The 24485-nt window shown below is 64.7% G+C and carries 20 protein-coding genes and 1 tRNA gene; 11 read left to right on the forward strand and 10 right to left on the reverse strand.

What is annotated here, in order from left to right:
- Window positions 1-781 precede the first annotated feature (781 nt).
- Window positions 782-2560, reverse strand: a complete 1779-nt coding sequence (locus BBTA_RS11635; protein WP_012042687.1) for an acyl-CoA dehydrogenase — start codon at window positions 2558-2560, stop codon at window positions 782-784.
- 288 nt (window positions 2561-2848) lie between these two features.
- Here BBTA_RS11635 and BBTA_RS11640 point away from each other — a divergent pair.
- Window positions 2849-2923 (forward strand) — tRNA-Gln (locus BBTA_RS11640).
- A 412-nt stretch (window positions 2924-3335) separates the two neighbouring features.
- Here the strand turns inward: BBTA_RS11640 and BBTA_RS11645 are convergent.
- A complete protein-coding gene (locus BBTA_RS11645; RefSeq protein WP_148221429.1) occupies window positions 3336-4145 on the reverse strand; it encodes a sulfurtransferase in 810 nt (269 codons plus the stop codon).
- Window positions 4146-4546: 401 nt separating this feature from the next.
- Here BBTA_RS11645 and BBTA_RS39700 point away from each other — a divergent pair, with 401 nt between their 5' ends.
- The 3 genes from BBTA_RS39700 (at window position 4547) to BBTA_RS11675 (ending at window position 8304) form a co-directional block, all read left to right on the forward strand.
- Window positions 4547-5302 carry a hypothetical protein gene (locus tag BBTA_RS39700; RefSeq protein ID WP_201767756.1) on the forward strand — a complete coding sequence of 252 codons (756 nt, stop codon included), beginning with the start codon at window positions 4547-4549 and terminating at the stop codon, window positions 5300-5302.
- A 230-nt stretch (window positions 5303-5532) separates the two neighbouring features.
- A complete protein-coding gene (locus tag BBTA_RS41730; RefSeq protein WP_148221430.1) occupies window positions 5533-7317 on the forward strand; it encodes an amino acid ABC transporter permease/ATP-binding protein in 1785 nt (594 codons plus the stop codon).
- A 45-nt stretch (window positions 7318-7362) separates the two neighbouring features.
- Window positions 7363-8304 carry an ABC transporter substrate-binding protein gene (locus BBTA_RS11675; RefSeq protein ID WP_012042692.1) on the forward strand — a complete coding sequence of 314 codons (942 nt, stop codon included), beginning with the start codon at window positions 7363-7365 and terminating at the stop codon, window positions 8302-8304.
- Between the two features lie 318 nt (window positions 8305-8622).
- On the opposite strand, the gene BBTA_RS11680 is transcribed toward BBTA_RS11675, so the two are convergent.
- Window positions 8623-9462, reverse strand: coding sequence for an alpha/beta fold hydrolase (locus tag BBTA_RS11680; protein ID WP_012042693.1), 840 nt, complete (start codon window positions 9460-9462; stop codon window positions 8623-8625).
- A gap of 206 nt (window positions 9463-9668) precedes the next feature.
- A complete protein-coding gene (locus tag BBTA_RS11685) occupies window positions 9669-10682 on the reverse strand; it encodes a DMT family transporter (RefSeq protein ID WP_012042694.1) in 1014 nt (337 codons plus the stop codon).
- 360 nt (window positions 10683-11042) lie between these two features.
- On the opposite strand from BBTA_RS11685, the gene BBTA_RS11690 reads away from it, so the two are divergent.
- The 6 genes from BBTA_RS11690 (at window position 11043) to mtnC (ending at window position 16878) form a co-directional block, all read left to right on the forward strand.
- Entirely contained in the window at window positions 11043-12023 is a 981-nt protein-coding gene (locus BBTA_RS11690) for a sulfonate ABC transporter substrate-binding protein (RefSeq protein ID WP_049795488.1), read from the forward strand.
- Window positions 12024-12511: 488 nt separating this feature from the next.
- Window positions 12512-13555, forward strand: a complete 1044-nt coding sequence (locus BBTA_RS11695) for an isopenicillin N synthase family oxygenase (RefSeq protein WP_012042696.1) — start codon at window positions 12512-12514, stop codon at window positions 13553-13555.
- Between the two features lie 29 nt (window positions 13556-13584).
- On the forward strand, window positions 13585-14913 hold the full coding sequence (locus tag BBTA_RS11700) for an O-acetylhomoserine aminocarboxypropyltransferase/cysteine synthase family protein (protein WP_012042697.1): 1329 nt from the start codon (window positions 13585-13587) through the stop codon (window positions 14911-14913).
- 74 nt (window positions 14914-14987) lie between these two features.
- The gene (gene mtnB, locus BBTA_RS11705; RefSeq protein WP_012042698.1) at window positions 14988-15638 is read left to right on the forward strand and encodes a methylthioribulose 1-phosphate dehydratase; all 651 of its coding nucleotides are present in this window, start codon (window positions 14988-14990) and stop codon (window positions 15636-15638) included.
- Window positions 15635-16186, forward strand: coding sequence for an acireductone dioxygenase (locus tag BBTA_RS11710; RefSeq protein ID WP_012042699.1), 552 nt, complete (start codon window positions 15635-15637; stop codon window positions 16184-16186). The genes mtnB and BBTA_RS11710 overlap by 4 nt, the downstream gene beginning before the upstream one ends.
- Window positions 16186-16878, forward strand: a complete 693-nt coding sequence (gene mtnC / locus BBTA_RS11715; protein WP_012042700.1) for an acireductone synthase — start codon at window positions 16186-16188, stop codon at window positions 16876-16878. The genes BBTA_RS11710 and mtnC overlap by 1 nt, the downstream gene beginning before the upstream one ends.
- Window positions 16879-16922: 44 nt before the next feature.
- On the opposite strand, the gene BBTA_RS38145 is transcribed toward mtnC, so the two are convergent.
- The 6 genes from BBTA_RS38145 to BBTA_RS11745 all read right to left on the reverse strand — a co-directional run bounded on the left by BBTA_RS38145 (window position 16923) and on the right by BBTA_RS11745 (window position 23507).
- Window positions 16923-18788 (reverse strand): CopD family protein, encoded by a 1866-nt coding sequence (locus BBTA_RS38145; RefSeq protein WP_012042701.1) that lies wholly within the window; start codon window positions 18786-18788, stop codon window positions 16923-16925.
- Window positions 18789-19151 carry a copper homeostasis periplasmic binding protein CopC gene (copC, locus tag BBTA_RS11725; RefSeq protein ID WP_012042702.1) on the reverse strand — a complete coding sequence of 121 codons (363 nt, stop codon included), beginning with the start codon at window positions 19149-19151 and terminating at the stop codon, window positions 18789-18791.
- Window positions 19152-19184: 33 nt separating this feature from the next.
- Window positions 19185-20198, reverse strand: a complete 1014-nt coding sequence (locus BBTA_RS11730) for an ABC transporter permease (RefSeq protein ID WP_012042703.1) — start codon at window positions 20196-20198, stop codon at window positions 19185-19187.
- A 33-nt stretch (window positions 20199-20231) separates the two neighbouring features.
- Window positions 20232-21266 carry an ABC transporter substrate-binding protein gene (locus BBTA_RS11735; protein ID WP_012042704.1) on the reverse strand — a complete coding sequence of 345 codons (1035 nt, stop codon included), beginning with the start codon at window positions 21264-21266 and terminating at the stop codon, window positions 20232-20234.
- A 128-nt stretch (window positions 21267-21394) separates the two neighbouring features.
- Complete coding sequence (locus BBTA_RS11740) at window positions 21395-22399, reverse strand: ABC transporter permease (protein WP_012042705.1); 1005 nt, start codon at window positions 22397-22399, stop codon at window positions 21395-21397.
- A 631-nt stretch (window positions 22400-23030) separates the two neighbouring features.
- Window positions 23031-23507, reverse strand: coding sequence for an Rrf2 family transcriptional regulator (locus tag BBTA_RS11745; protein WP_012042706.1), 477 nt, complete (start codon window positions 23505-23507; stop codon window positions 23031-23033).
- Between the two features lie 603 nt (window positions 23508-24110).
- Here BBTA_RS11745 and groES point away from each other — a divergent pair.
- Window positions 24111-24398, forward strand: coding sequence for a co-chaperone GroES (groES, locus tag BBTA_RS11750; protein ID WP_012042707.1), 288 nt, complete (start codon window positions 24111-24113; stop codon window positions 24396-24398).
- The last annotated feature ends 87 nt before the right edge of the window (window positions 24399-24485 follow it).

Consider the following 24485-nt stretch of genomic DNA (forward strand, 5'->3'; position numbering starts at 1 on the left):
AGGCAGATACTGCGCTGCTTTTTTTTTCGGGATGTGCCGATTGATCTGGTCGATCGCCGCCAACGGGGCGAGACGACGATGGCGATGATATCAGGGCGCACCCGGCGGGCAAATCACGCTCATCCGAAAGTTTCGTGTCAACGGATTCCGAAAAACATAAATCGCTTCGCATCGCCCCCAAATCAGCCTTATGGTCCGTCCATCCCGTTGCACGGTAGGGGACGGTTCGCGGTCGTCACGGACGTTGGCAGCGGGATGCGGTGGACGCGGGCAGGCGGCGTGCGATCAGCACGGGCGAACGCCGGCCTCGCGGACGGTCAAGGCGCGTGGTCCTGATACTCCGAAGCTAGTATCGAGCGTGATGTGCGCACAGCACATTGCGCGACATGGTGGCCAGAAAGCCGGCGCACCAGGGAGAGCGCGCTATAGCCTGTTAAAACCATCGCGCGGGGAGGGCCGGTCTGTCCGGCTGTACCTGTGGTGACTGCCGCCTGCTTTTTTTGCTGCAGGCGGGCCACGGGCCTCAGCCGAGGTCCGGCCTTCCTCGCGCCCTCCATTCGGAGAGGGCGGGAATGAAAGGGCATAGCTCGGGCGCGCGCTGCGTCGCGAGAACGCGGATGCTCATCTCGTCACGGTGCTGTTTGTGATTGTGGATCAGGAGTTTGCCACGTGCGTCATTGCGAGCGCGGTGCACACCCTGCCCTCCAGGGGAGGGTGTGAGCCCAGCCATCAGTCGCGACACAAGGATGTCAAAGCGGCGCGACGTCGGCCGAAGCCGAACTCACGCCACCAGCACGGCCTCCGCCGCGAGCACTGCGTCCGCGCCGTCGGTAACGGTCTTTTCCAGCGACGGCGCCTGCACGGCAAACGTCTCGGCAAAGAACCGCGCCAGCGCCACATGACGCGCACCCGCGGTCTCGTTCTCGCTGCGCGCGGCGAGCGCCTCATTGGCCAGCATGCAGCCGCCGAGCGCCGAGCCGAACAGGCGGAGATAAGGCGTGGCGCCGGCGAGCGCGTCGTTCGGTGCGGTGCCGAGCTTCTCCAACAGCCAGCGGCTGGAACGCTCGAGCGCGCTCAGCGCCTCGCGCAGCTTGGCGCCGGTGGTGCCGAAGGCCGGGTCGTTCGAGGCCTCGACACGGCGGACGATGTCGGTGAGCTCGTCCAGCAGCTTGAACACCGAGGCGCCGCCATTCGCGCCCAGTTTGCGTGTCACGAGGTCGATCGCCTGGATGCCGTTGGTGCCCTCATAGATCGCGGTGATGCGGGCGTCGCGATAATGCTGGGCGGCGCCGGTCTCCTCGATGAAGCCCATGCCGCCATGGATCTGGACGCCGAGATAGGCGACCTCGTTGCCGATGTCGGTCGAGAAGGCCTTGGCGATCGGCGTCAGCAGCGCGCCGCGCGCGGCGGCTTCCGCGCGGACGGCCGGATCCTTGGCGCGCACGGCGACATCGAGCGCCACCGCGGTCGCGTAGCAGATCGAGCGCGAGGCGGCTGTCAGCGAGCGCATCTGCATCAGCATGCGCTTGACGTCGGGATGGGCGATGATCGCGTCCGAGCCGCTGCCCTTGCTGCCGACGGCGCGGCCCTGCTTGCGGTCCTGCGCATAGGCGAGCGCCTGCTGATAGGCGCGATCGGCGACGCCGACGCCTTCGAGGCCGACGCCGAGCCGGGCCTGGTTCATCATCGTGAACATGCAGCGCATGCCGGCATTCTCTTGGCCGATGAGATAGCCGATGGCGCCGCCATGGTCGCCCATCGTCATGGTGCAGGTCGGCGAGGCGTGCATGCCGAGCTTGTGCTCGATGCCGCTCGGATAGATGTCGTTGCGGGCGCCGAGCGAGCCGTCCTTGTTGACGAGGAATTTCGGAATGAGGAAGAGCGAAATGCCCTTGGTGCCGGCCGGCGCGTCCGGCAGCCGCGCGAGCACGAAATGCACGATGTTGTCGGTCATGTCGTGGTCGCCATAGGTGATGAAGATCTTGCTGCCGGTGATGCGGTAGCTGCCGTCGGGGGCGCGCTCGGCGCGGGTGCGCAAGGCGCCGACGTCGGAGCCGGCCTGCGGCTCGGTCAGCTGCATGGTGCCGGTCCATTCGCCGGAGATCAGCTTGCCGAGATAGATGTCCTTCAGTTCCTGGCTGCCATGGGCGTCGAGCGCCTCGATGGCCGAGAGCGTCAGCAGCGGACACAGGCCGAAGGCGACGTTGGCTGCGCTCCAGATCTCGGTGCAGGCAGCGTTGATGGCGAGCGGCAGGCCCTGGCCGCCATGGGTCTCCGGGCCGGACACGGCGTTCCAGCCGGCCTCGGTCCAGCGCTTATACGCATCCGGCCAGCCGGGGGCGGTGGTGACCTTCTTGTCGGCGAGCTTGACGCCGTTCCTGTCGCCGACCTTGTTCAGCGGGGCCAGCACGTCGGTGGCGAACTTGCCGGCCTCCTCGAGCACGGCGGCGGTGATGTCGGGGTCGAAATCGCCGTAATGACCGGCCTCGACCGCCGCCTTCAGCCCGGCGCCATGATTGAGGGCGAGCAGCATGTCGTTGAGCGGGGCGCGATAGGTCATGGCGTGTCCTCAAAGGTCGAATTTGCCGATTTGGCCGCCGTCATCCCATGAAACCGGCCGGGCCTCAACTTTTTCGCACAGGCCCGCGGCGGGCCGCCGCGGCGGCTCCGGGCGGGCGGGATAAGGGCTTGCCAGCATTGACGAATTGGCGGGGACGTCGGATCACCGGGCGGCGCCGCAAAATTCCTGCGGCGCGGCGGTTGAAAAGGGCGGGCGCGGTCGGTAGACCACGGGCGCCGACCCGGAATCGCATGGCGCTTACGTGCCAGTCCGATCCGGCAGGCCTGATGGGGCGTAGCCAAGCGGTAAGGCAGCGGATTTTGATTCCGCCATTCGGAGGTTCGATCCCTCCCGCCCCAGCCAGGTTAGTCAATTGATATTACTGAATAAATTTGCATGCATCCGTGTGGTGTTCTCGGTCGAATTTGGAAATTGGGTATCCCCCTCTTATGGAAATTGTGGGCTGGTTTGCCGACTGGGTGGCAGATCATCCGCACGACGCGCTCACGATCGTGCTGCGACCGGGGCGATATCTTCTCAGTGTATTCCTTCTCTGTCCTGTATCGCCTGCACAGCCAATCGATCGTGCCATCGAACGCCTGACCCAACTCAATGCAGAGGCTGAATTCACGCTGACGGCGGCGGTCATCGACAGGCGGCACCCAGTCAAAAGGTGTAGCGCGTCCGATGATCCCTGCAGCATCGCACTTGGCCTTCTGCAGTGAACGTCTGCAGCGCCTCTTGATCGGCAAGGGGCAGGCGAACCTCAAGCTCGTCACGAAGCGCCGGGCGGGTCCTGAACCACAGGGCAGCTCTCGTCCGCCGTCCAGTCGGCGAAGCTGAGATAGTAGGCCCGGACGTCGTTAAATCCGGCGCGGACGGCGGCTGCGGCTGCAAGCGCCGCACGGCCGCCGCCGTCACAATGCGTCACGACGTGGTCTCCGCCGACAAAGCCCGCCTCAGCAAGCAGACGACGAAGCTCACCCGGGGACTTCAACTGACCTCGATCGAGCAGATCGGCGTGCGGGACGAGCGTCGCCCCCGGCAGGTGGCCGCCGCGCGCATTGCGCCGAAGATCCGTGCCGTTGAACTCGCCAGAGGTGCGGGCATCGAAAATCCGGACGTCGTCCAGCTGCGACCTCAGAGCGTGCCGATCGATGAGCCCCACGGGACCGGCTCCCGGACGAGCGTCGAAGGTCACCGAATTCAACGGCGCGATAGCCCCGGCCAGCACGTCATCCTTGCTCTGCAGCGTGGGCCATCCGCCGTTCAGGAGTTTCGCCGCGACGCCAAAATACTGCAGGATGAACCAGACACGGGCCGCCTCTGTCATGCGTCCATCATCGTAGACGATGGCGGGAATGACCGCGCTTACGCCGAGCGCGCCGATCGCCTGCGCCCAATAGGCGACGTTCTCGAACGACGTCTCGCCAGACTTTGCCGCGGCCTCCCAGGTTTCGAGCGGTACCCGCACGGCGCGCGCGGGATGGCTGAGCGCGAAGGCCGCCGGATCCCGCGCGTCGAGGAGATGGAACGGCCCCAAGGACGGGAGGTCTTGTGGGTCGACGATGGGATCGCGGGGCATGGCGTGTGATCTGGGCTGCATCAGGAGGTGCGGCGCGCGTGATAGCGCAGGAACGTCCGCTGCTCCATCGAAGATTCGAAAGAGAACGGTCTTTCAAGTCGGGCGTGCGTTGAGCTGTGTCATGCCTTGGGCGGGACTGTTGATAGCTCATTCATTCTTCCCGGAAGCGTCCGATGTTCTCTCATGCGCAAGCTTCTCACGCCGCATCGCTCGGTCCCGACAGCTTCACTCCGGGTGGTCGAATGAAAACTCTTCCCGTGATGCCTCATTCAGAAAACGGAGCAACCGCGGCGGGCTGCATTATAGTATATAAAAATCATAGACATCATTTGCTGCAAGCCTCTACGCTCGATGGTCTGCGAAGCCGGTTTCGACGCAGGGATGCAGAGCGGGAGGCGAACATGTCCGACGGGGTGTCACGAAACGCATCTTCACCGGTCGACGCGGCCGATCGAAATCAGGGGAGTCGCCGCGAGTTCATTGGAGCCGGCGCGTTCGCGCTCCTTGCCGCAACCGGATCGGCAGTCGTTGCGTCAGCCGAAGACAAACCGGCCGCGCGCACGTCCGAAGGTCCATGGACGGCTGCCTCCAGCTATGACGTAGGCTTCCGCCGCCGCGCCGTCGAATTGCGCCAGAATCTGGCGCGCGAGGTCGCAAATACCCCGATTCCACCTCACCCTCACAAGGGTGATCAGCAGCGCTATGCCAATGCGATCGGCTCGGACACAAGGGGTCTGCCGCATGACGAACGCGGCGAGGTCAGCGCGGAGGCATGGCGTCTGGCGAACGTCGCGTTCGCCACGCGTGCCCCTTCAAACTTCGAGAAGATCCAGCTCGGTGGCACGCGCAAGCTCGTCAATCCGGTCGGTACGCTCGCGGTGAGCCTCGACGGCCTCAATGCATCGCAGTTCCAACTGCCGGCAGCAGCCGCGTTCCAAGGACCAAAGGTCAATGGCCGCGTCACGCCTCAGACGCTGTTCCGCGGCAGCGTGGCCCATGTCGATCCGGCCGACCCGAGCAGTGCAACTGCCGTATCAGGGGCCGGCGCTCACGATCGGAGGGGAATTGAACAAGCTCGCGTTGAACTATTCCGGCGGTCGGACCTGGGGCGGCATTCACTGGCGCTCCGATGCAGCAGCATCCTTTCCCCAAGGTGAAAACCTCGCGATCACCCTGCTGCGCGAGCAGCGCGCAACATTTGCCGAGCCGTTCGACGGCTTCACGTTCACCAGGTTCGATGGCTCTAGGATAACGGTGTGAACAATCCGAACGACGGGCGTTTGCGGACACGGATGGGCGCGGATGCACCTGGCGCGTGGTGCCTGCTGCGGGGAAACGGGCGCTGGCTGCAAACGGCCCGCTGTCGCGCGGACTGATGAGAAGAACCATGACAGTCGTGTCCGACTTCAGCCGGGGCCTCGCGAAGGCAAGCGCGTCGTCTGGAGCGTCCAGGACCAGCTATCGCATCGTGCCCGCGCGCTACCCGGCGCGTGCGATCGGCACGGTATTTTCCATCATCATCATCGCCGCGGTGCTCAATTCGGTCCTGGGCAATCCGCGCTGGGGCTGGGGCGTGTTTGCGGAATGGTTCTTCGCCGAGCCGATCCTGGTCGGCCTTGGCCGAACCCTGCTGCTGACCGCACTTGGCGCGCTGTCCGGGTTTCTCCTCGGCGGCGCGCTGGCACTGGCGCGGGTTTCGCGATCCTCGCTGCTGGCCGGTCTCGCCTGGACCTACATCTGGATCTTCCGGTCCATCCCGCTGATCGTGCTGCTGCTGATTCTCAACAATCTCGGCTATCTCTACGAGAAGATCTGGATCGGCATTCCCTATACCAGCATCACCTTCTTCTCGTATTCGACGACCCAGCTGATCAGTCCGTTCGCTGCGGCGGTGCTCGGGCTTGCGCTCAATCAGGCGGCGTTTGCCGCGGAGATCATTCGTGGCGGCATCCTGTCGGTCGATCACGGGCAGTACGAGGCTGCTGCAGCGCTCGGCCTGCCGCGGTCGCGCCAGACGTTCCGCATCATCCTGCCGCAGGCGATGCGATCGATTCTGCCGGGCGCCTTCAACGACATCATTGGATTGGCGAAGGGAACCTCCAACGTTTACATCCTGGCGCTGCCGGAGCTGTTCTATACGGTGCAGGTGATCTTCCACCGCAATCTGGAAGTCATTCCGCTGCTGATGGTGGCAACCGTCTGGTATCTGATCATCCTGACCGTGTTGTCGGCGCTGCAGTTCCAGGTCGAACGCCATTTCGCCCGCGGGGCTCTGCGCAATCCGCCGCCGTCTTTGTTCGCCCGGCTGTCGCGCAAGACCGCTGCTTCCGAGGTATCAGCGCCGGCGCCGGCCCAGGCGACAGGCAGTGTCGCGGCTGGCCAGGGTCATGCGTCGTGGGTCGGCGATCAGAAGCGGGGGGCGCACGTCTCCATTCAGGGCGTATCGAAGAGCTTCGGCGCACTGAAGGTGCTCGACGACGTGTCGCTGGAGATCCCGGCAGGCAGCGTCACCGTCATTCTCGGGCAGTCTGGCTCGGGCAAGTCCACGCTGCTCAGGACGATCAACCATCTCGAACGCGTCGATGCCGGACTGATCTGGATCGATGGCCATTTCATCGGCTACCGCCAGCAGGGCGACACGCTCTATGAGCTCAAGGAGCGTGATGTGCTGGCGCAGCGGACCGGCGTCGGCATGGTGTTCCAGAACTTCAATCTGTTCCCGCATTTGACTGTTCTGCAGAACATCGTCGAGGCGCCTCTGGCGCACGGCGTGTCGAAAGCCGCAGCGCGGTCGCTGGCGCTCGACCTGCTGGCGCGTGTCGGTCTGTCCGACAAGGCTAACGCCTATCCCCGCCAGCTTTCCGGCGGCCAGCAGCAGCGCATCGCGATCGCTCGCGCCCTGGCGTTGCGGCCGAAGGTCCTGCTGTTCGATGAGCCGACCTCGGCGCTCGACCCCGAGCTCGTCAACGAGGTGCTCGACGTCATCCGCGAGCTCGCGCGCAGCGGAACGACGCTCATTGTCGTCAGCCACGAGATCGGCTTTGCGCGCGAAGTCGCCGACACGGTCGTTTTCATGGAGGCCGGCCGCATCGTCGAGACCGGGCCGCCGGACAAGATCTTCGCCCATGCCGATCAGCCCCGCGTGCGGGAATTCCTCGCCAAGGTTCTGTGACGCTGTGGCCTCGCCTTTCAATTCAAGCCGGGAGTGATTTGACCGATGATCAGGATCTTCAGATATGCCATGGTCGCAGCGACGACCGCAGTCTTGGCCGGCGCGCTGTCGCCCGCGCTGTACGCCATCACGCCGGACCTGTCGCCGGAGCAGAAGGACCGGCCGCGCTCGGAGAAGGTGCCTGAGGCGATCGCCGCTGTTCCCAAGGACTTCAAGTTCGTCAAGGAGAGGACACTGACGGTGGGGATCGCCGCGACTAATCTGCTGCCGCTCGGCGCCTACGCGTCCGATACAAGGACGGTCGTCGGCAACGAGGCTGACATTGCGCAGATCGTCGCCGACAGCCTCGGCCTGAAGCTCGAGTTGGTGCCGATCGCCTGGGCCGACTGGCCGCTGGGGCTGGTGTCGGGCAGATTCGATGCCGTCATCTCCAACGTCACGGTGACCGAGGCGCGCAAGGAGAAGTTCGACTTCTCAACCTATCGCCAGGATGTGCTTGGCTTCTACGTCAAGTCCGACAACGACAAGATCAAGTCGATCGCCGAGCCGAAGGATGTCGCGGGCCTGAAGGTGATCGTCAGCTCCGGCACCAGCCAGGAGCAGATCCTGCTCAATTGGCTGAAGCAGAACAAGGACGCCGGGCTGCCGCCGACCGACCTCCAGTACTACGACGATGGCGCAGTGCGCTCGCTCGCGCTGCAGTCGGGTCGCGCCGACACCTATCTGACGCCCAACGCATTCGAGGCCTTCAACGCCGCGCAAACCGGCAAGACGAGGCTCGTCGGCACCGTCAAGGGTGGCTGGCCGCTCGATGCCGAGATTGCGGTGGTGACACGCAAGGGAAGCGGGCTTGCCGAGGCCGTCACCGTGGCGCTCAACGCCCAGATCAAGAGCGGCACCTACGCCAAGGTTCTCGCCCGCTGGGGATTGTCGTCCGAAGCCATCGGCCAGTCGCGGACCAACCCGCCGGGGCTTCCCAAGTCCTGATGTCTCCGACAAACCCGATCAGCTGATGGAGAGACGTCCTTCCGACGGCCGGCTGCGAGGCAGGCCGGCCATTCGCCTCGCTGCTCGATCAAGGAGATCGCAGGAATAATTATATCACGTGCACCGACAGGTGCCGTTGCCTTCGGCTTGACCGCGCATGTCGTGCTCGCGGCCGGGTTCGATTTCAGCCCGGCGCAGGCCGGCCGCTGCTGCGCCAAGCCGGACTGAGGCTGTAGTCTCGCTGCCTATTTGGCTTGTCGGCAGCCGTCATGCACGTCCGCGCACCAGCGATCGCCGGTCGCTCGCGCGGTGCCGGCCTCATTCGCCATCGAGGAAATGCAGCAGGGCGGCATTGAACAGCTCGGGATCCTGCAGGAACGCGAAATGGCTGGTATTCGGCAGGATCAGCAGGCCGGCATTGGGTATCGTGGCGGCGATGTATTCGGTGTGAGCGCGCTTGATGGCCTCGTCGTGATCGCCGTCCACCACCAGCACGGTTGCGCGGATCGATTGCAGCTGCCCGTCGGTCCAGTTCGGCTCGCTCTCCCACATCCGGGTGATCTGCGCGACGAAGGCGTCGTAATCCCCGGGCGTGGCGGACAGCTTGGCATATTCACCTCGGGCCCGCTCGATGAAGCGGGCGAACACCGGGTTCTTCTCCACGCCCTCCTGCACGCCGGATGTGAGCGTATTGGCGGCGAACGCGAACACCTTTCTGACCCGCTCGGGATGGCGGATCGCGAGATCCAGGCCGAGAATTGCGCCGTCGCTCCAGCCGACGATATCGGCCTTGCGGATGCTGAGCTTGTCGAGCAGCGCGACCACGTCGTCGGCCATGAGATCGTAGCCGTAGGGGCGGGCATCGCGCGTGCTGCGTCCATGGCCGCGGCTGTCCACGATGATGACGCGGTGCGTGCGGGCAAGCGCCTTGACTTGATGGCCCCAATAGTCGGAGTTCGACAGGCCTCCATGCAGCAGGACCACCGGCGACCCTTGTCCGATGGTCCCGTAGTACAGGCTGATGCCATTGATCGCTGCGCGGCCGCTTCTAACGCCCGAGACAGGTGCCGGAGTCGGCGGCAGCGTCTGCCACAACGGCTCGGCGTAGAGCGTGCCGGTGGGAAGGAGCAGCAGCAGAGCCAGGAGCGCGGCACGCATCGGCAGATCCCTTGAGCAATCGATGATGACGACGACGATGCATGCGATGGCGCTCCGAATCAAGCGCGCGCCACGTTCTCACCAAGAGAAGAAAAGCTCGGCTTTGCCGGGCCGTTTCCGTGCAATGAACATCCAGGAGTCAACACGCGCAGGGAAGAATGGCCTGCAGCTCGCCGTGAGGCTCTGGCCGAAGACGGAGCGCCGGTTCAACCACGCCCCATGTCTGGAGCCTTCTGGTGCAATGGGGGGCGGCCGAGCCAGCGCCCTGGGGCCTGATCGGCCGCAAGGTCGAGCAGTAGCGCTGCACACACGACGGCTCCGCCGACGAGCGTCGATCGTGATGGCAGTTCGCCGAACGCAATCCAGATCCAGAGTGGCGCAAGCGGCAGCTCCAGATTGCCGAGCAGCGACGCGCGTGCTGCCGGAATTCGGCGACTGCCGATCGTGAGCAGCAGGAGGCCCATTCCGAACTGCGTCGTCCCGAACAACATCAAGAGAACGAGGTCCGCACCGGTCACGCTCATGGGGTCCGCCAGCGGGGCGACGAGCACGGCGCAGGCGAAGGCAGAGAGGCAGGCTGCCGGCACCATCGAAACGTGCCGGAATCTGCGATTGATGACCATCATCAAGGCCAGCAGGATCGTCATGGTGAGTGCGAGCAGATTGCCGAGCATCCGTGCCGCCGGGAGCGCGGCGGCAGACAGGATGACGACGCCGAGCAGGGCGAGGCCGCTGGCGACGAGCGTGACGCAGCGCGGACGTTCACGGGGCCAGACCCAGGCGATCCCTGCTGCAATGAAGGGAGCTGTCGCATAGACGATGGTGACGTCGGCGACCGTGGTCATGCGTAGCGCCGCAACGAAGCAGATCGTGCCGGCGGTCGAGCAGGTCGCCGTCAGCACTCCTGCCCAGCCGATGGCAGTGAACGCCTTCCGGTGTGCCGTGCGTTCCGTCCAGATGACATAGGCGCCGATCATGATGCCGCCGAACAGTCCGCGCCAGAACAGCATGGTCCAGACGTCCGCCTCGACCAGTCGCGTGAACAATCCTGCCGTGCTGAAGGCGACGGCGGAGATCGCGACGATCAGGGCGCCGGCCCTGTCGTTGCCGGCGCCCTCCAGCGGAGGTGCGGTGACTGCGCCACTGACCTGCCCGCGGGACGTCGCCGCCAACTGCGGCAACCCGGGATCGGATCGCGAATGGCTGCCTTGATCAGGCATCGTCGGTTTCAGTCCCGGCTCTGGGGGTGACGCTGTCAGTCAGAGTACAGGTCACCTGCTGCCAGCGTGATGTCAGCAGCTTAATGCAACTAGGCTTCGAGAGATCATGGAGCGCTCGCCGGTGGCGATCTTGGGGTCGTACCGGCGAGCGGGGCGGCGTGTTGCGGCGAGACGGTCGTGGTCTATCGCTCGCCTTTTGACGACACCGGACGACACCCTGTTATCCGGGGGAAGAACGGTCTTTCGACGCGATCAACTTTGGAAACCAATTCCAACAGGCCCGCGATATAAGCGGCGAAATTCGACGGATGTGGAGTCGCGCGACTTGACGCGCCGATGGTCTGCAACAGCGAGGTGCTCATGGGTGGACAGGTCAGCCGCGGTCTCCGTATCCGCTTTGGTGTCGTGGGGCAGCTTGCAATGGCGCTCGCAATTACCGTCTGCGTCGCCTCATCCGCGCATGCAGACGATCAGGGCAAGGTGATCCGGATCGGCTTCCAGAAATACGGCAATCTGATCCTGCTCAAGGGCAAAGGCTGGCTCGAGCAGAAGCTGAAGCCGCTCGGCTACGGCGTCGAGTGGAAGGAGTTTCCGTCGGGGCCGCCGCTGTTGGAGGCCCTGAATGTCGGGTCGATTGATTTCGGTCACGCCGGAGAAACGCCTCCGATCTTCGCACAGGCCGCGGGCGCGCCGTTCCTCTACGTCGCGCATGAGCCGCCGGCGCCGGAAGGCGAGGCGATCCTGGTGCCGAAGGAGTCTGCCATCAAGTCGGTCGCGGATCTCAAGGGCAAGAAGGTCGCGCTGAACAAGGGCTCGAACGTTCACTATCTGCTGGTTCGCGCGCTCGAGAATGCCGGATTGAAGTATACCGACATCGAGACTGTGTTTCTCGCTCCGGCCGATGCGCGGGCTGCGTTCGAGCGGGGCTCGGTCGACGCCTGGGTGATCTGGGATCCGTTCCTTGCTGCGGCGGAGGCCGCGACCGGCGCGCGCACGCTGACGAACGGCAAGGGACTGGCGCCTAATCACCAGTTCTACTTTGCCGGGCAGAAATTCTCGGATGCCAATCCGAAGGTCGTCGATGCCGTGGTCGCGGCGATCGGCGAGCTGGACGACTGGGCAAAGGACAAGATCAGCGATGTCGCCCAGGAGCTCAGCCCTGGAATCGGTATCCCCGCGGCGGTGCTCGAGACCGCCTTGAAGCGCCAGACCTACGGCATCAAGCCGCTCGACAGCAGCGTGATCGCCGAGCAGCAGCGGATTGCCGACACGTTCCTCGCGCTTGGTCTGATTCCAAAGCCGATCGTGGTTTCGACGATCGTGAGGAAGCCGGCCTCCTAGGTAGGAACGGCCCCTTGCGGAACCGTGGCGCCGGAACATGCGTGCGTGGTTCCCGACATGCCGCAGCGTCGTCGCCGACGTTGGCTACGACGCCGGCTGTGAGTCCGCGACCCGGTCCGTGAGGAGAAGAAAATGCGCTGCGGTCGTCAAGGCGGCGAGAAAAACTTGGTGCCTCTCGTCGCCGCGACAGGTCGCATGTCGCTATTTTTCCAGGCGGCTCGACACGTCATTCAGATCGCTTCATCCTTCACGGCCGGCACTCGTCCAGCACCCGGAGCGAGTGCTCATCTCACAGATTCGTCTGGAGCCGTTGCGTGCGCGCCGACCTTGCCGCTGTTTCGAGTTTCGTGACTGCCTCGCGAGGAGCACGCGTCGGGTCGATGTCGCTCGGTCGTGGATGGCGCTCGCCGCCGGCGCGTGGCGCCACAGGCATGGTCCGGCATCGTGCCCATCGGCTGCAGCAAGGCTGAGTCGGAAGGACGGCGGTCATGGCAGCGGCTCACGGACTTCCAGTATTGGATCTCAGCGCCTTCGATGCCGGGGCCGAGGAACGCTCCGTGTTCCTGCGCAGCCTGCGCGAGGCGGCCTTGGGGCCGGGCTTCTTCTATTTGACGGGGCACGGCATCGGGCCGGCGCTGACGCGCGATGTGCTCAAACTGTCGCGCCAATTCTTTGCCTTACCCGAGCCGGACAAGCTCGCCATCGAGATGATCAAGTCGCCGCATTTCCGCGGCTATAACCGGGCGGGCTTTGAGCATACGCGGGGCAAGCCGGATTGGCGTGAGCAGGTCGACATTGGCGCTGAGCGTGAGGCCTTGCCGGTCGATCGGTCCGCGCCCGCGTGGCTGCGGCTGCAAGGCCCGAACCAGTGGCCGGCAGCGCTGCCTGATCTGAACCCCGTGCTGCTGCACTATCAGGCCGAGGTGACTGCGCTGGCGATCCGGGTGCTGCGGGCCTTTGCCGCAGCCCTCGACCAGCCGGACGACATCTTCGAGCCGATCTACACGCCGGTACCAAACCAGCTGTTGAAGATCATCCGCTATCCCGGCCGCGACCCGGATCAAAGTGACCAAGGTGTCGGCGCGCACAAGGATTCCGGCTTCGTGACCATTCTTTTGCAGGATGAGGTCGCCGGGCTTCAGGTGGAGGCTGACGGCGGATGGATCGAAGCGCCTCCGCTGCCGGGATCGTTCGTGGTCAACATCGGCGAAATCCTGGAGATCGCCTCCAACGGTCTGCTGCGTGCCAATGTCCACCGCGTGGTCTCGCCGCCGGCCGGATCCGACCGGCTGTCGGTGGCATTCTTTCTTGGCGCACGGCTGGATGCCACGGTCCGTCCGCTGCAGCTATCGCCTGAGCTGAGCAGGCTCGCGCGAGGCGTGACGCAGGATCCGCTCAATCCGCTCTTTCGCGACGTCGGCAAGAACTACCTCAAGAGCCGTCTGCGCTCGCATCCGGATGTTGCTCGGCGCCACCACGCCGATCTGCTCGAGGGAGAACCGGCCTCATCGGAGCCGGCATCAGCCTATTAGGACGACACTCAAGCTCAACGGAGAACGAGATGCCTGTCGAAACCAAGCACTTCGAGACGCTCGCCCTGCACGGCGGGTCATACCGCGCTGATCCGACCACGGGCGCGGTCGCGGTTCCGATCTATCAGACGACATCGTTCCAGTTCCAGAACGCGGACCACGCCTCGCGGCTGTTCGCGCTCGAGGAGATCGGGCAGGTTTATACGCGGATCAAGAACCCGACCCAGGATGCTTTCGAGGAGCGCCTGGCTGCGATCGAAGGCGGTGTCGGCGCGCTGGCGGTGTCGTCCGGACAGACCGCGTCGGCGTTTGCCATCTTCAACCTCGCCCAGGCAGGCGACAATGTCGTGTCGTCGACCGATCTCTATGGCGGCACTTGGACGCTGTTTTCGCAGACGCTGAAGCAGTTCGGCATCGAGGTGCGCTTCGTCGACCCCAGCGACCCCGAGAACTTCCGTCGGGCGACCGACGACAAGACCCGCGCTTATTATGCCGAGACGCTGCCGAATCCGAAGTTGAACGTGTTCCCGATCAAGGAGGTTGCCGATATCGGCCGCTCGCTCGGCGTACCGCTGATCCTGGACAACACCGCGTCGCCCTTGATCGCGCGTCCGTTCGAACATGGCGCGGCGATCGTGGTCTATTCCACGACCAAATATATCGGCGGCCACGGCACCAGCATTGGCGGCGCGGTCATCGACGGTGGCAACTTCGACTGGGAGAAGTACGCCGCCCGTTTCCCGCTGCTGACCCAGCCGGACCCTGCCTATCACGGCGCGGTCTGGACCGAGGCCGCAAAGCCGTTCGGTCCGATCGCCTATATCCTGCGCGCGCGGGTCAAGCTGCTGCGCGATCTCGGCGCATCGCTTGCGCCGCAGAACGCGTTCCAGTTCATCCAGGGATTGGAGACCTTGCCGCTGCGGCTGCGCCAGCACAATGAGAACGCGATCAAGGTGGCCGACTTCCTGTCGAAGCATCCGGCGATCTCGAATGTCATCTTCCCGGGCCTGCAGACTGGCGAAAATCGCCGGCGCGCCGATGCCTATCTCAAGGGCGGCTATGGCGCGCTGGTCGGGTTCGAGCTGAAGGGTGGTGTGGAGGTGGGGCGGCGCTTCATCGACGCGCTGCAATTGTTCTATCACGTCGCCAATATCGGCGACGTGCGGTCGCTCGCGATCCACCCGGCCTCCACCACGCATCAGCAACTCAGCCCAGAGGAGCAGCTCGCAGCCGGCGTCACGCCGGGCTATGTGCGGCTGTCAGTCGGGATCGAGCATCCGGACGACATTCTGGCCGATCTGACCCAGGCGCTCGACAAGGCTGTGGGCGCTGGCGACGCGGCGAAGAAGGCCGCGTAGAGCTCGCGCAAGGGGATCCTGCGGTCAGACGCGATCGATCGCAGGGGCCGACGTGACGATGAAGGGATTGAACGATGTCCGCACGCCAGCCTGCCATCGCCGATACGGCGCTCGTCACTGCTATCGATGCCGTGATCGAGGCCGGGCGGCGGTCGGCCGAGCGCGGCTGGGTGCCGGCGACGTCGGGCAATTTTTCGGTCCGGGTCGATGCCGAGCGGATCGCCGTGACCCGCTCCGGTGTCGACAAGGGACGGCTCACGCCCAACGACGTGCTGTGTCAGCAGCTGAGCCAGCCGCTGGTTGCCGGCAGCTCGGCCGAAGCCGAGCTGCATCGGCGGCTCTATGCCGATGATGCCGAGATCGGCGCGGTCTTTCACACCCACGCGGTGTCGGCGACCGTCCTTGCTCAACTGCACCGTGGCGAACGGCTGCTGACGCTGAGCGGTTGGGAGTTGCAGAAGGCCCTGGCGGGCATCCGCAGCCATGAGACCGTGGTGGAGGTGCCCGTCGTCGCCAATGATCAGGACGTCGTCGCGCTGGCGAACGAGGTCGCGGCCCGGCTGGCGGCGCCGGTCGCTGCCGGCGCCGTGCGTGCGCCGGGCTATCTCATCGCCGGCCACGGCCTCTATGCCTGGGGACATACGGCAGTCGATGCGTTCCGGCATCTGGAAGCGCTGGATGTGCTGTTCACCCAGATTCTCACGCTCAGGAGACATGCATCATGACCCAACTGATCGTCTACGAAGCCGGCAATCCGTCACACGTCCTGTTGCAGACGTCGGATTTCGACGTCATCGCCGGCAAGGTCGCGGCGCTCGGCGCCCGGATCGAGCGCTGGGAGGCGAGGCATCCGATTGCGCCGGGAGCGAGCAACGAAGAGGTGCTGTCCGCCTATGGACACGAGATCGACCGCCTGAAGCGGGAGCGCGGCTACACCAATGGCGATGTGGTCCGGATCAAGCCCGGCAATCCGAACTGGCCGGAGTTGCGCGGTAAGTTTCTGCAGGAACACGTCCATGTCGAGGACGAAGTGCGCTTCTTCGTCGAGGGCACCGGCGCGTTCTATCTGCATCTCGACGACAAGGTCTATCAGCTGGTCGGCGAAGCTGGCGACCTGCTCTCGGTGCCGCACGGCGTCAAGCATTGGTTCGATGGCGGGCCGGAGGCTGATTTCACCTGCATCAGGCTGTTCACCAACCAGGAGGGCTGGGTGGCGCATTTCACCGGCGATGCGATCTCCGACGCATTCCCGAAATATGAGATCGCCGCCTGATGGCGCTGGTTCTGGACGCGGAGGTGGTGCTGCTCGACATCGAGGGCACCATCGCGTCGCAATCCTTCGTGCTGGACGTGCTCTTTGGCTATTCCCGTGCACGAATGGCGGACTTCGTCGCGGCCCGGCGCGGCGACCCGGAGATCGAGGCGATCCTGGCCGACGTCGCGGCGCGAGCCGGCGGCACCGATCCGGTGGCGGCGCTGCTGGCGTGGCAGGATGCCGACCAGAAGATTCCGCCGCTGAAGAAGCTGCAGGGCAGGATCTGGGAGAGCGGTTACAAGGAGGGCGCCTATGTCAGCCACATCTACGATGATGCGCTGATAGCCCTTCGCCGCTTCAAGGCGGCCGGTCTGCCGCTCTACATCTTTTCCTCCGGCTCGGTGCAGGCGCAGATCCAGTACTTTCAGTTCAGCAGCGCCGGCGATCTGCGCAGCCTGTTCGACGGACATTTCGACACCGACATCGGCGCCAAGGTCGAGGCGGCGTCCTATCAGGCGATCGCCGATACGATCGGCGCGCGGCCTTCGCGCATCGTCTTCTTCTCGGACAATCCGCGCGAGCTGGAGGCGGCGGCCGCAGCCGGCATCGTCGTCGTCCACGTCGTCAAGGGCAACACGCCGTCCGACCCGCGCTTTCCCGAGATTACGGATTTTTCCACCGTCGAGCTCCGCCACAGCAAGACCGAATAGGAGGGGGATGCACCCACGCTGCGCCAAGCTGAGCGAATCTCGCGTCAATGCCGATGGCTGCCGATGTCATCCGCCGCGAATGGCTGCTCGATCGCCAGCTTGACTTGTTGCGCGAACAGGTCGGGCCGGGTTTCGGATGCCGCATCGCCGCTGCGCCAGGCCCGCAACCAGCCATTGGCATCGATCACGAAGATCGCGCCGTCGAGCTGCTCGGGCTCGATCCCGGCCACGATGGCATATGCGGTCCAGGCGTCCGGATCGTCCGTCGTGCAATCGCTGCGGGAACGACCGGCGGCGGCTTCGCTGTCACGATCGAGGTGCACATGACGGAGAGGGATGCCTGCCGGCACCGCTCCAGCCTCGCTGAGTTCGGACCGGCCGATCGTCAGCACGACCACTTGCCCGCGCAAGGCGCGCAGTTCCGTGGCCCGGCCATCACAGCGCAATTGCAGATCCGGCGGCAGCACGGCGCTTGGCCAGTGGCCGGTCCGCTTCGCCATGGTGCCGGCTGCGCGTGCGCGAAGATAGTCGATCAGCTGCCAGCGCTCGCGCGAGGCCAGTGTCGCGATCGTGCCGTGGGGGAATGGGCTGTGGCCGATCCGGTCGAAGGTGGTGCCGAGCCACCAGAATAGATCGCCGTCCGGCCGGCGCCAGACGCCATAGGGCGTGAGATCGCTGGGATCGTCGTTCGGCCGAAAGCACGCGCTGGTGCAGTGGCGGCGCAGGATCGCCAGTCCCTGGACGATCGAACCGGAGGAGTAGCCGGTTTCGGACACCTGATAGCTCGTCGGATACGCCGGCTGCAATAGCAGCCGCAGGTTCGGCCAGGGCAGCCAGAATGCGATCAGCAGCCCGGCGACGACCGGGCCGGCAAGACGAAGCCGGCGGATGAGAAGCGAGATCAGCGCGCCCAAGGACACCAGGCCGATGATGGCGGCGCGCTCGATCTCCAGGCGGATGAAGGGTTCGTCGATGCGGCGGAGATCAGGCCGGACCGGGAACGGCCATTGCGGCGTTTCATGCGCGCCGGGCGGCAGCGTGGCGAGGTGGACGGCCGCGATGATCACGGCAAAGCCCATGATCGCTTCGAGGCCGATGCTCACGAGCATGGCCGTGTGCGCGGCAGGGGCTGCGAGGCGCGGCGTCAGCGCGACGCGGTTGAGCGCCGCGAGCAACAGCAGCAGGAGCAGGCCAACGAGTTTGGCGATGGCCCAGAGGCCATAGTCCGTTCCGAACCAGCCGCCGAGATTGCCGATCCAGGTCCATGCCAACGGCGCAGCCGACCCAAGGATGACCGTGACGGCGGCAATTCCGACCAGAGAGAAACGGCGGGCGATCAGCACCGCATCTGGGCCCGAGGTGCGAACGAGGATCAGCGCGAGCGGTACGAGGCCGCCGATCCAGGCCCCGGCAGCGACGACGTGCAGCGCTGTCGCCGCGCCGAGCGCCGCATCCGCGGCGGCGGCATGACCGAGCCGCGCCTGCAGGCCGAGGCCGAGACCAGCTGCAAGGACGGCGGCAATCAACCTGCGGCGGGAGTCCATGTGTCCCGCAAGCACGATCGCGACGATCAAGGCGAGGCTGCGCAGCAGCAGCGTCTGCCCGAACGTGGTCGAGACCAGGACCTGGCCGATCAGTTCGGCAAGCGCGCGAGGATCGTCGGCTGCGGCAACGCGCAAGGTCTGCAGCGGCAGCCACAGCACCGCCGCCACCAGGTTGACCAGCAGCGTGGCGCGCAACATCGTCGTGAACTGGACGGGCTGCCTTATGGCACTGTCGCCGAACCGTTCGGCGAACGGAGCCGTCACGGCCGCGACCAGCGCCGTGCCGAACAGGCTGAGCGCAGAGATCAGGTTGAGAGCCCTGGCGCTGCGGAGGAGCAGATCGAGCTCCGCCTCCGAGAGCGTCATTCAGGGCTTGATGGTGAACTGGAACGAGCCTGTCGTCTTATGGGTATCGACAGAGGCAGCACTCCAGTCCACGCGATAGGTGCCCGCAGCCAGTCCTTTGACCGAGACCGCCAACGTCTTGTTGTCGCCGCCGGCGACGACATGGGTGTCGCCGCCGTCCACCGGCGTGCCGGCGCCGTCCTTGATGCTGATGCGGGAGAGATTGCCCTCGAGTGCCTCGGTGAAGGTGATCGTCACCTCGGTCGGAGCGACCGGCACGGTGGCCTCGGCCGCCGGCGAGGAGACCTTGAGGTGCGCGTGGGCTGTGGCTTCGGCAGTCGTGAAGGTGAGGGCCGCGAGGGCGATGAGCAGGAGACGCTGCATGGTCGTTGATTGTCCAGTGTCAGAGTTTCGTCGTCACCACGCCACCACATCCTCCTGCCAAGCGAGCAGGCGATCGCGCAGCCGGAACAGGAGCAGAGTGAGCGTCGAGAACAACAGCATCATGATGATGAGAGCTGCGTAGAGATGGCCGTAGGCGCCCCAGCCCTGGGCCCAGTCGAGATAGTAGCCGAGGCCGGCCTTCACGCCGATCATCTCGGCGACGACCAGCACGGCGATGGCGTGGCCGAGGCCCATGAACAGGCCGACGAACACATGCGGCAGCGATGCGGGTATCGCGATGTGCAGCAGCAGGAAGCGGTTGCTGGCCCCGAGCGTGCGGGCGACGTCGTAATAGGCGGTGCTGACGCTGGCGACGCCGGACGAGGTCAGAACCGCGACCGGGAACCACGTCGCCAGCGCAAGCAGGAACAGGCTGGCGCTGAACGTGGTCGGAAACAGGAACAGCGCCAGCGGGATCAGGGCCGTAGTGGGGATCGGGCCGATCAGGCGCAGCACCGGCTGGATCCAATAGCTGATGCGCGGCGACCATCCGGTGAAGAGGCCGCTGAGGAAACCGACGCTGGCGCCGATCGTCATGCCCAGGCCGAGCAGCACCAGCGACGCCCGGATCGATTCCAGCAGCCGCGCATGGTCGACGACGTAGGCTTCGACGATCTTCTGCGGCGGCGGAAAATAGGGCTGGCGCCAATAGCCGGTCTTGGCGGTGGCGACCTGCCAGATCGTCAGCAGCACGGCGATGGCCGTGAGCCGGGCGGCATTGTGATCGAGGCGATCGCCGACAATGCCGATCCGCGGCCGCAGCAGATAGGCCAGCAGCGACAGCACGGCAAACGCACCCTGGGCCAGTCCGAGATCGACGGTAAGACCGAAGTTCTGGATGTTGGGCCACTGTACGGTGACAACCGCGGCGACCAGCCAGGCCAGCGCCGAAACCAGCAGCAGCGGCGGCCGTGGCCGCGGTGTCAGCGCCGCTGTCGCGGCGCGTGGAACGATGGCGGTGCTGGTCTCGACAACCGTCTCGGTCACGGCCTCACTCTCCTGCGTGCTCTGACAACAAGGTCAGCTCAGAACGTCGATGACCGTACGGTCCGAGAGCGCGCGCACGTCGGTGCGCGGCTTCAGGATCCCGACCGTCTTGAGATCCTCGGCATAGAGCGCCACTTCCTGCTTCAGCCGCTTGCCGTCGCCGAAATGGTGTTCATGCGTGTGGCTGCGGATGATCTCGGCGATCGTCGCGATCGGAATCGGCGAATAGGCGGTGAAGACTTCCGCGGCTTCGTCCGGATTGTGGTGGACCCAGTCCGCGGCGTCGAGCAGCGCACGCGTCAGCGCCGCAACCGCACTTTTGTTGGAGTCGATGAAGTCGTTGCGCACCACGATGCCGCAGCAGGACAAGTCCTTGTAGACGCCGCTTGCCAAGCCGCCGATTTCGGTGAGCGCGCCGTCACTGTTCTTGAGCTGCAGGAAGATGCCGGGATCGGCGTCGGCTGCTGCAAAGATCTCGCCCTTGCGGATCGCTTCACCCAGCAGGTCGACGGGATAGACGCGCCATTCGACGTCGGTGTCCGGATTGATGCCGGCCTTGTAGAGCTGCACGGAGGCGAAATTCTTCGCCGCGCTGGCCATGCTGGTCACGCCGATGGCCTTGCCCTTGAGGCCGGCATAGTCGGCCACCTTGGCCTCGGTCGGAGCGAGCACGCGGATGCAGCCGCCGTGAAGGGCGCCGGTGAAGCGGACATTGATGCCCTGCTCAAGCGGCTTCAGGAAGCGGAGGATGAAGTTGACGGTGGCGTCGATCTTGCCGGAGGAGACGCTCTCCAGGCTACCGTCGAAATTGGTGCCGAACTTCACGATCTCGACGTCGAGGCCGTATTTGGTGAAGAAGCCCTTGGTATCGGCGACCGGGACCGAGATCAGGCAGATGCCGGTGCCGCTCCAGCCGAGCTTGAGCTTCTGCAAGCCGGCGCCGGCCTGCGCGAACGATGGGAACGGGGCGAGCGACGCCGCAATCGGGGCAGTGGCTGCAAGCGCGGAGGCCCCGGCGATGAGGCCGCGGCGCGTCAGCAACGAGGACGTATCGGGAAGCAGAGGCATGGACTATCTCCGTCGTACGTTCCCAGGGGGATGCCCCTGGCTGGTGGACATGAAGGATCGATGCACGTCATCGACGTCGAGTGAGGCGCCGCGCCGCTCGGTCTGCGTGATGGGCTGGATGGGGGCGGCTACCATTTCACCAGACCCTTTTGCCAGGACAGCAGGCGGTCACGGACCGCAAACAGAATGGTGATCGTGCCCGAGCACAGCAAAGCGAGCACGACCAGCGCGGCGTAGACATTGCCGTAGGAGGCCCACCCCTGAGCCTTTTGCAGATAGAAGCCGATCCCAGCCTTGACGCCGAGCAATTCGGCCACCATCAGCACGGAGAATGCTGAGCCGAGCGCCATGAACAGGCCGACGAAGACATGCGGCAGCGCTGCGGGAATGGCCACGCGAAACACCAGGAACCAGGGTCCGCCGCCGAGCGTGCGCGTCACGTCGTAATAGGCGGTCGGGACGCTGGCGATGCCGGACCAGGTGAGCACGGTGACCGGGAAGCCGGCCGCAAGCGCGATCAGAAAGATGCTGCCGCTCCATCCCGAGGGGAAAGCGAAGAAAGCGATCGGCAGCCAGGCCGTGGCCGGCAGGGGACCGATCAGCCGCAGCAGCGGATGAACCCAATAGCCTGCCGTCACCGACCAGCCGATGCTGACGCCGGTGACGAAGCCGAGCGCCGCGCCGATCGCGTAGCCCGTGACCAGGAGCTTGGCCGATGCGGCGACGTTTTCGGCAAGCTTGGGCAACTCGTCCGTGTAGACCTCGAGCAGTTCCTGCGGTGGCGGAAAGAACGGCAGCGGCAGCCAGCGAAATTTTGCCGAGGCGAGCTCCCACACGGTCAGGAACAGTCCGATGACGATGAGCCATGCCGCGCGGTGCGCGACACGCAGCGGATCGGTGCCCCAGACGAGCACGATGATACGAGCCGCGATGATGGCGACGCCGAGCGCGCCGACGATGCCGGCATACAGCCCGGTGCGCGTCCAGTCGCTGATATCGGGCCAGGTGATCGCAGCGGCTGCTGCAAGCAGCCAGACGAGCCCGGCGATCATCGGCGGATCGAAGACCGACAGCGCGTCGGAAGACGACGCATCGATAGCAGCAGGCAGGGATTGAGAACGGAATGTCGCCATCGTCGCTCGCGTCCGCAGGTGTGAGGCGAAGCTAGGTTCGCTTGCGACAAAGTGTCAACGATAAAATAGTGAATCAATAGACTAAGTATTTTATGTCATGCGGTGCCTCTCGGGGAGTTGGAAACACTCTCGCCATCGCCTCGTGGCGGGACACATGCCGCCGATGTGCAGCGCTGGAGCGGATGAGCGCCGTCTGTGATCTTGGCCGACCTGCTCAGGTGTCCAAATGCTTCCGGCGTTGAGCCGCACCTGCGGGACCCTTGATGTGCTGAACTTTGTTGTCTTCGCCGAATCCCGTTGTTTCTGGCGACGCTGGCCGAATGCGATCCGGAGTATGATGCCTGACATCCGAAGGTGGTTGCCGCGAGAACTAATCCATGTGTCAGCAAGACCCTTCTGGAGACGAGGATCTACGCTCGCCGTTCGTTCTCCATGATCCGAACTTGAAGTCAGGGCTATTCGCCTTGATCCCGGTGAGCAAAGGCGGCGCGGATACGCGCATGACGCCTGTACGCGAGTGCGTTTTTCGCGTGCGGGATGGAACGGCAGCATGAATCGGGAATCCCGATCTCAATATCGTCGGCGCCGTATCGGTGTCGTTTGGGCGCGGCAGGCACCGCGACCGCGATCGTCAGCCGCGGCTACCGCCCATGCCCGCAGCTCGCTGCGGGTGGGACGTCCGTGCCGGCCGGCGCTCCTGCTCGGCGAGCTCGTAGAGGGTCATCTGGTCGAGCACGCCGGAGATCGCATCGCGGACCTGGGTCATGGTGAGTCGCACAGCGCAGGCTTTCGGATCCCGGCAGTCGCGGCACGGCCGATAGGCCGATCGGCTCGCGCAGGCGATCGGGGCGAGGGGCCCGTCGAGATGGCGGATCGCCTGGCCGACCTTGATCGAGCGGGCGGGTCGCGCGAGGGCATAGCCGCCTCCAGGACCCTTCTTGGCCCGGACGAGACCGGCCTGTCGCAATTCGCGCAGGATCGCGTCGAGGAATTTCTTCGAAATATTGTTCGTTTCGGCAATGTCTGCGGACAGCGCCTGTTCACCCGGCTCCAGCGAGGCCAGATGGATCAGGGCCTTGAGGCCGTATTTTCCCTTCGCGGAAAGCATTGCGGGTCAGCCACGTCAACAATCATCCCTGTCTAGTGTCCGACTTGGAATATTGCAAACGATATTGGTGGACTATTGGGATTTTATTCCCTCTCCATTAGCGCGCCTCTCGGCGTGTTCATGGTCCAGTGTGCAGTGCCGGCCTCGGGTTTTGAACCTGATGGTGGAGCCGTTGCCGTCCCGAAATCCCTGAAATCTGCCGACGATTCCGCCATGGCTGCATGTACCCCGCACGGGCTCGGTCGTCCCGTTCGAGACTGAATCGGTTCGACGGCTGGCCAGCCGTCCTTAGTCCACGCCAATATCGGGCAAGCGGACAGGCTACGTCGCCGACGGCGTGCGCGTTCCACAGGAGATGACCATCTCGGCCAAGGTGTCGGGCGATACTACTCGCGGCACTTCATGCAGGAAGCCGATCGCATCAACCGTTTCACCGAATGCGAGGCGTTCGAAGGTTTTCGCCTAAACTCCCTAATCAGTTTGACATGGACAGAAAATTTACAGGCGCGATACCTTGTCGCTCCCCATCGATATCACCGCAATCCGGTGGGCTCGTAGCTAATAGGCCTCAGGTAGATAGGCCCCAGATACAGAGAGAGTTTAATGAGCTTCCGTCCATTGCACGATCGCGTCGTCATTCGGCGTATCGAGGAGAGTGCCAAGACCAAAGGCGGCATTATCATTCCGGACACCGCCAAGGAGAAGCCGCAGGAAGGTGAAGTCATCGCCGTCGGCAGCGGTGCGCGCGATGAAGCGGGGCGGCTCGTTCCGCTCGATGTGAAGAAGGGAGACCGCGTGCTGTTCGGCAAATGGTCGGGCACGGAGGTGAAGATCAATGGCGAGGATCTTCTGATCGTCAAGGAGGCTGACATTCTCGGCGTTATCGGCTGAGCATGCCTGCCCGGAGGTGGGGTGCGCACGGCAGCCGGCCTGAACCTTACAGTTAAACTGATCATCGATGATTCAAAGGAGAAGTTA

This window comes from Bradyrhizobium sp. BTAi1 (assembly GCF_000015165.1).
GTDB lineage: Bacteria > Pseudomonadota > Alphaproteobacteria > Rhizobiales > Xanthobacteraceae > Bradyrhizobium > Bradyrhizobium denitrificans.

Excerpts from the sequence above, each read along its gene's own strand:
- BBTA_RS11635 (WP_012042687.1), bottom strand. The coding sequence starts at position 2,560 with ATGACCTATCGCGCCCCGCTCAACGACATGCTGCTCGCCCTCAATCAT.
- BBTA_RS11645 (WP_148221429.1), bottom strand. The coding sequence starts at position 4,145 with ATGCCCCGCGATCCCATCGTCGACCCACAAGACCTCCCGTCCTTGGGG.
- BBTA_RS39700 (WP_201767756.1), top strand. The coding sequence starts at position 4,547 with ATGTCCGACGGGGTGTCACGAAACGCATCTTCACCGGTCGACGCGGCC.
- BBTA_RS41730 (WP_148221430.1), top strand. The coding sequence starts at position 5,533 with ATGACAGTCGTGTCCGACTTCAGCCGGGGCCTCGCGAAGGCAAGCGCG.
- BBTA_RS11675 (WP_012042692.1), top strand. The coding sequence starts at position 7,363 with ATGATCAGGATCTTCAGATATGCCATGGTCGCAGCGACGACCGCAGTC.
- BBTA_RS11680 (WP_012042693.1), bottom strand. The coding sequence starts at position 9,462 with ATGCGTGCCGCGCTCCTGGCTCTGCTGCTGCTCCTTCCCACCGGCACG.
- BBTA_RS11685 (WP_012042694.1), bottom strand. The coding sequence starts at position 10,682 with ATGCCTGATCAAGGCAGCCATTCGCGATCCGATCCCGGGTTGCCGCAG.
- BBTA_RS11690 (WP_049795488.1), top strand. The coding sequence starts at position 11,043 with ATGGGTGGACAGGTCAGCCGCGGTCTCCGTATCCGCTTTGGTGTCGTG.
- BBTA_RS11695 (WP_012042696.1), top strand. The coding sequence starts at position 12,512 with ATGGCAGCGGCTCACGGACTTCCAGTATTGGATCTCAGCGCCTTCGAT.
- BBTA_RS11700 (WP_012042697.1), top strand. The coding sequence starts at position 13,585 with ATGCCTGTCGAAACCAAGCACTTCGAGACGCTCGCCCTGCACGGCGGG.
- mtnB (WP_012042698.1), top strand. The coding sequence starts at position 14,988 with ATGTCCGCACGCCAGCCTGCCATCGCCGATACGGCGCTCGTCACTGCT.
- BBTA_RS11710 (WP_012042699.1), top strand. The coding sequence starts at position 15,635 with ATGACCCAACTGATCGTCTACGAAGCCGGCAATCCGTCACACGTCCTG.
- mtnC (WP_012042700.1), top strand. The coding sequence starts at position 16,186 with ATGGCGCTGGTTCTGGACGCGGAGGTGGTGCTGCTCGACATCGAGGGC.
- BBTA_RS38145 (WP_012042701.1), bottom strand. The coding sequence starts at position 18,788 with ATGACGCTCTCGGAGGCGGAGCTCGATCTGCTCCTCCGCAGCGCCAGG.
- copC (WP_012042702.1), bottom strand. The coding sequence starts at position 19,151 with ATGCAGCGTCTCCTGCTCATCGCCCTCGCGGCCCTCACCTTCACGACT.
- BBTA_RS11735 (WP_012042704.1), bottom strand. The coding sequence starts at position 21,266 with ATGCCTCTGCTTCCCGATACGTCCTCGTTGCTGACGCGCCGCGGCCTC.
- BBTA_RS11740 (WP_012042705.1), bottom strand. The coding sequence starts at position 22,399 with ATGGCGACATTCCGTTCTCAATCCCTGCCTGCTGCTATCGATGCGTCG.
- BBTA_RS11745 (WP_012042706.1), bottom strand. The coding sequence starts at position 23,507 with ATGCTTTCCGCGAAGGGAAAATACGGCCTCAAGGCCCTGATCCATCTG.
- groES (WP_012042707.1), top strand. The coding sequence starts at position 24,111 with ATGAGCTTCCGTCCATTGCACGATCGCGTCGTCATTCGGCGTATCGAG.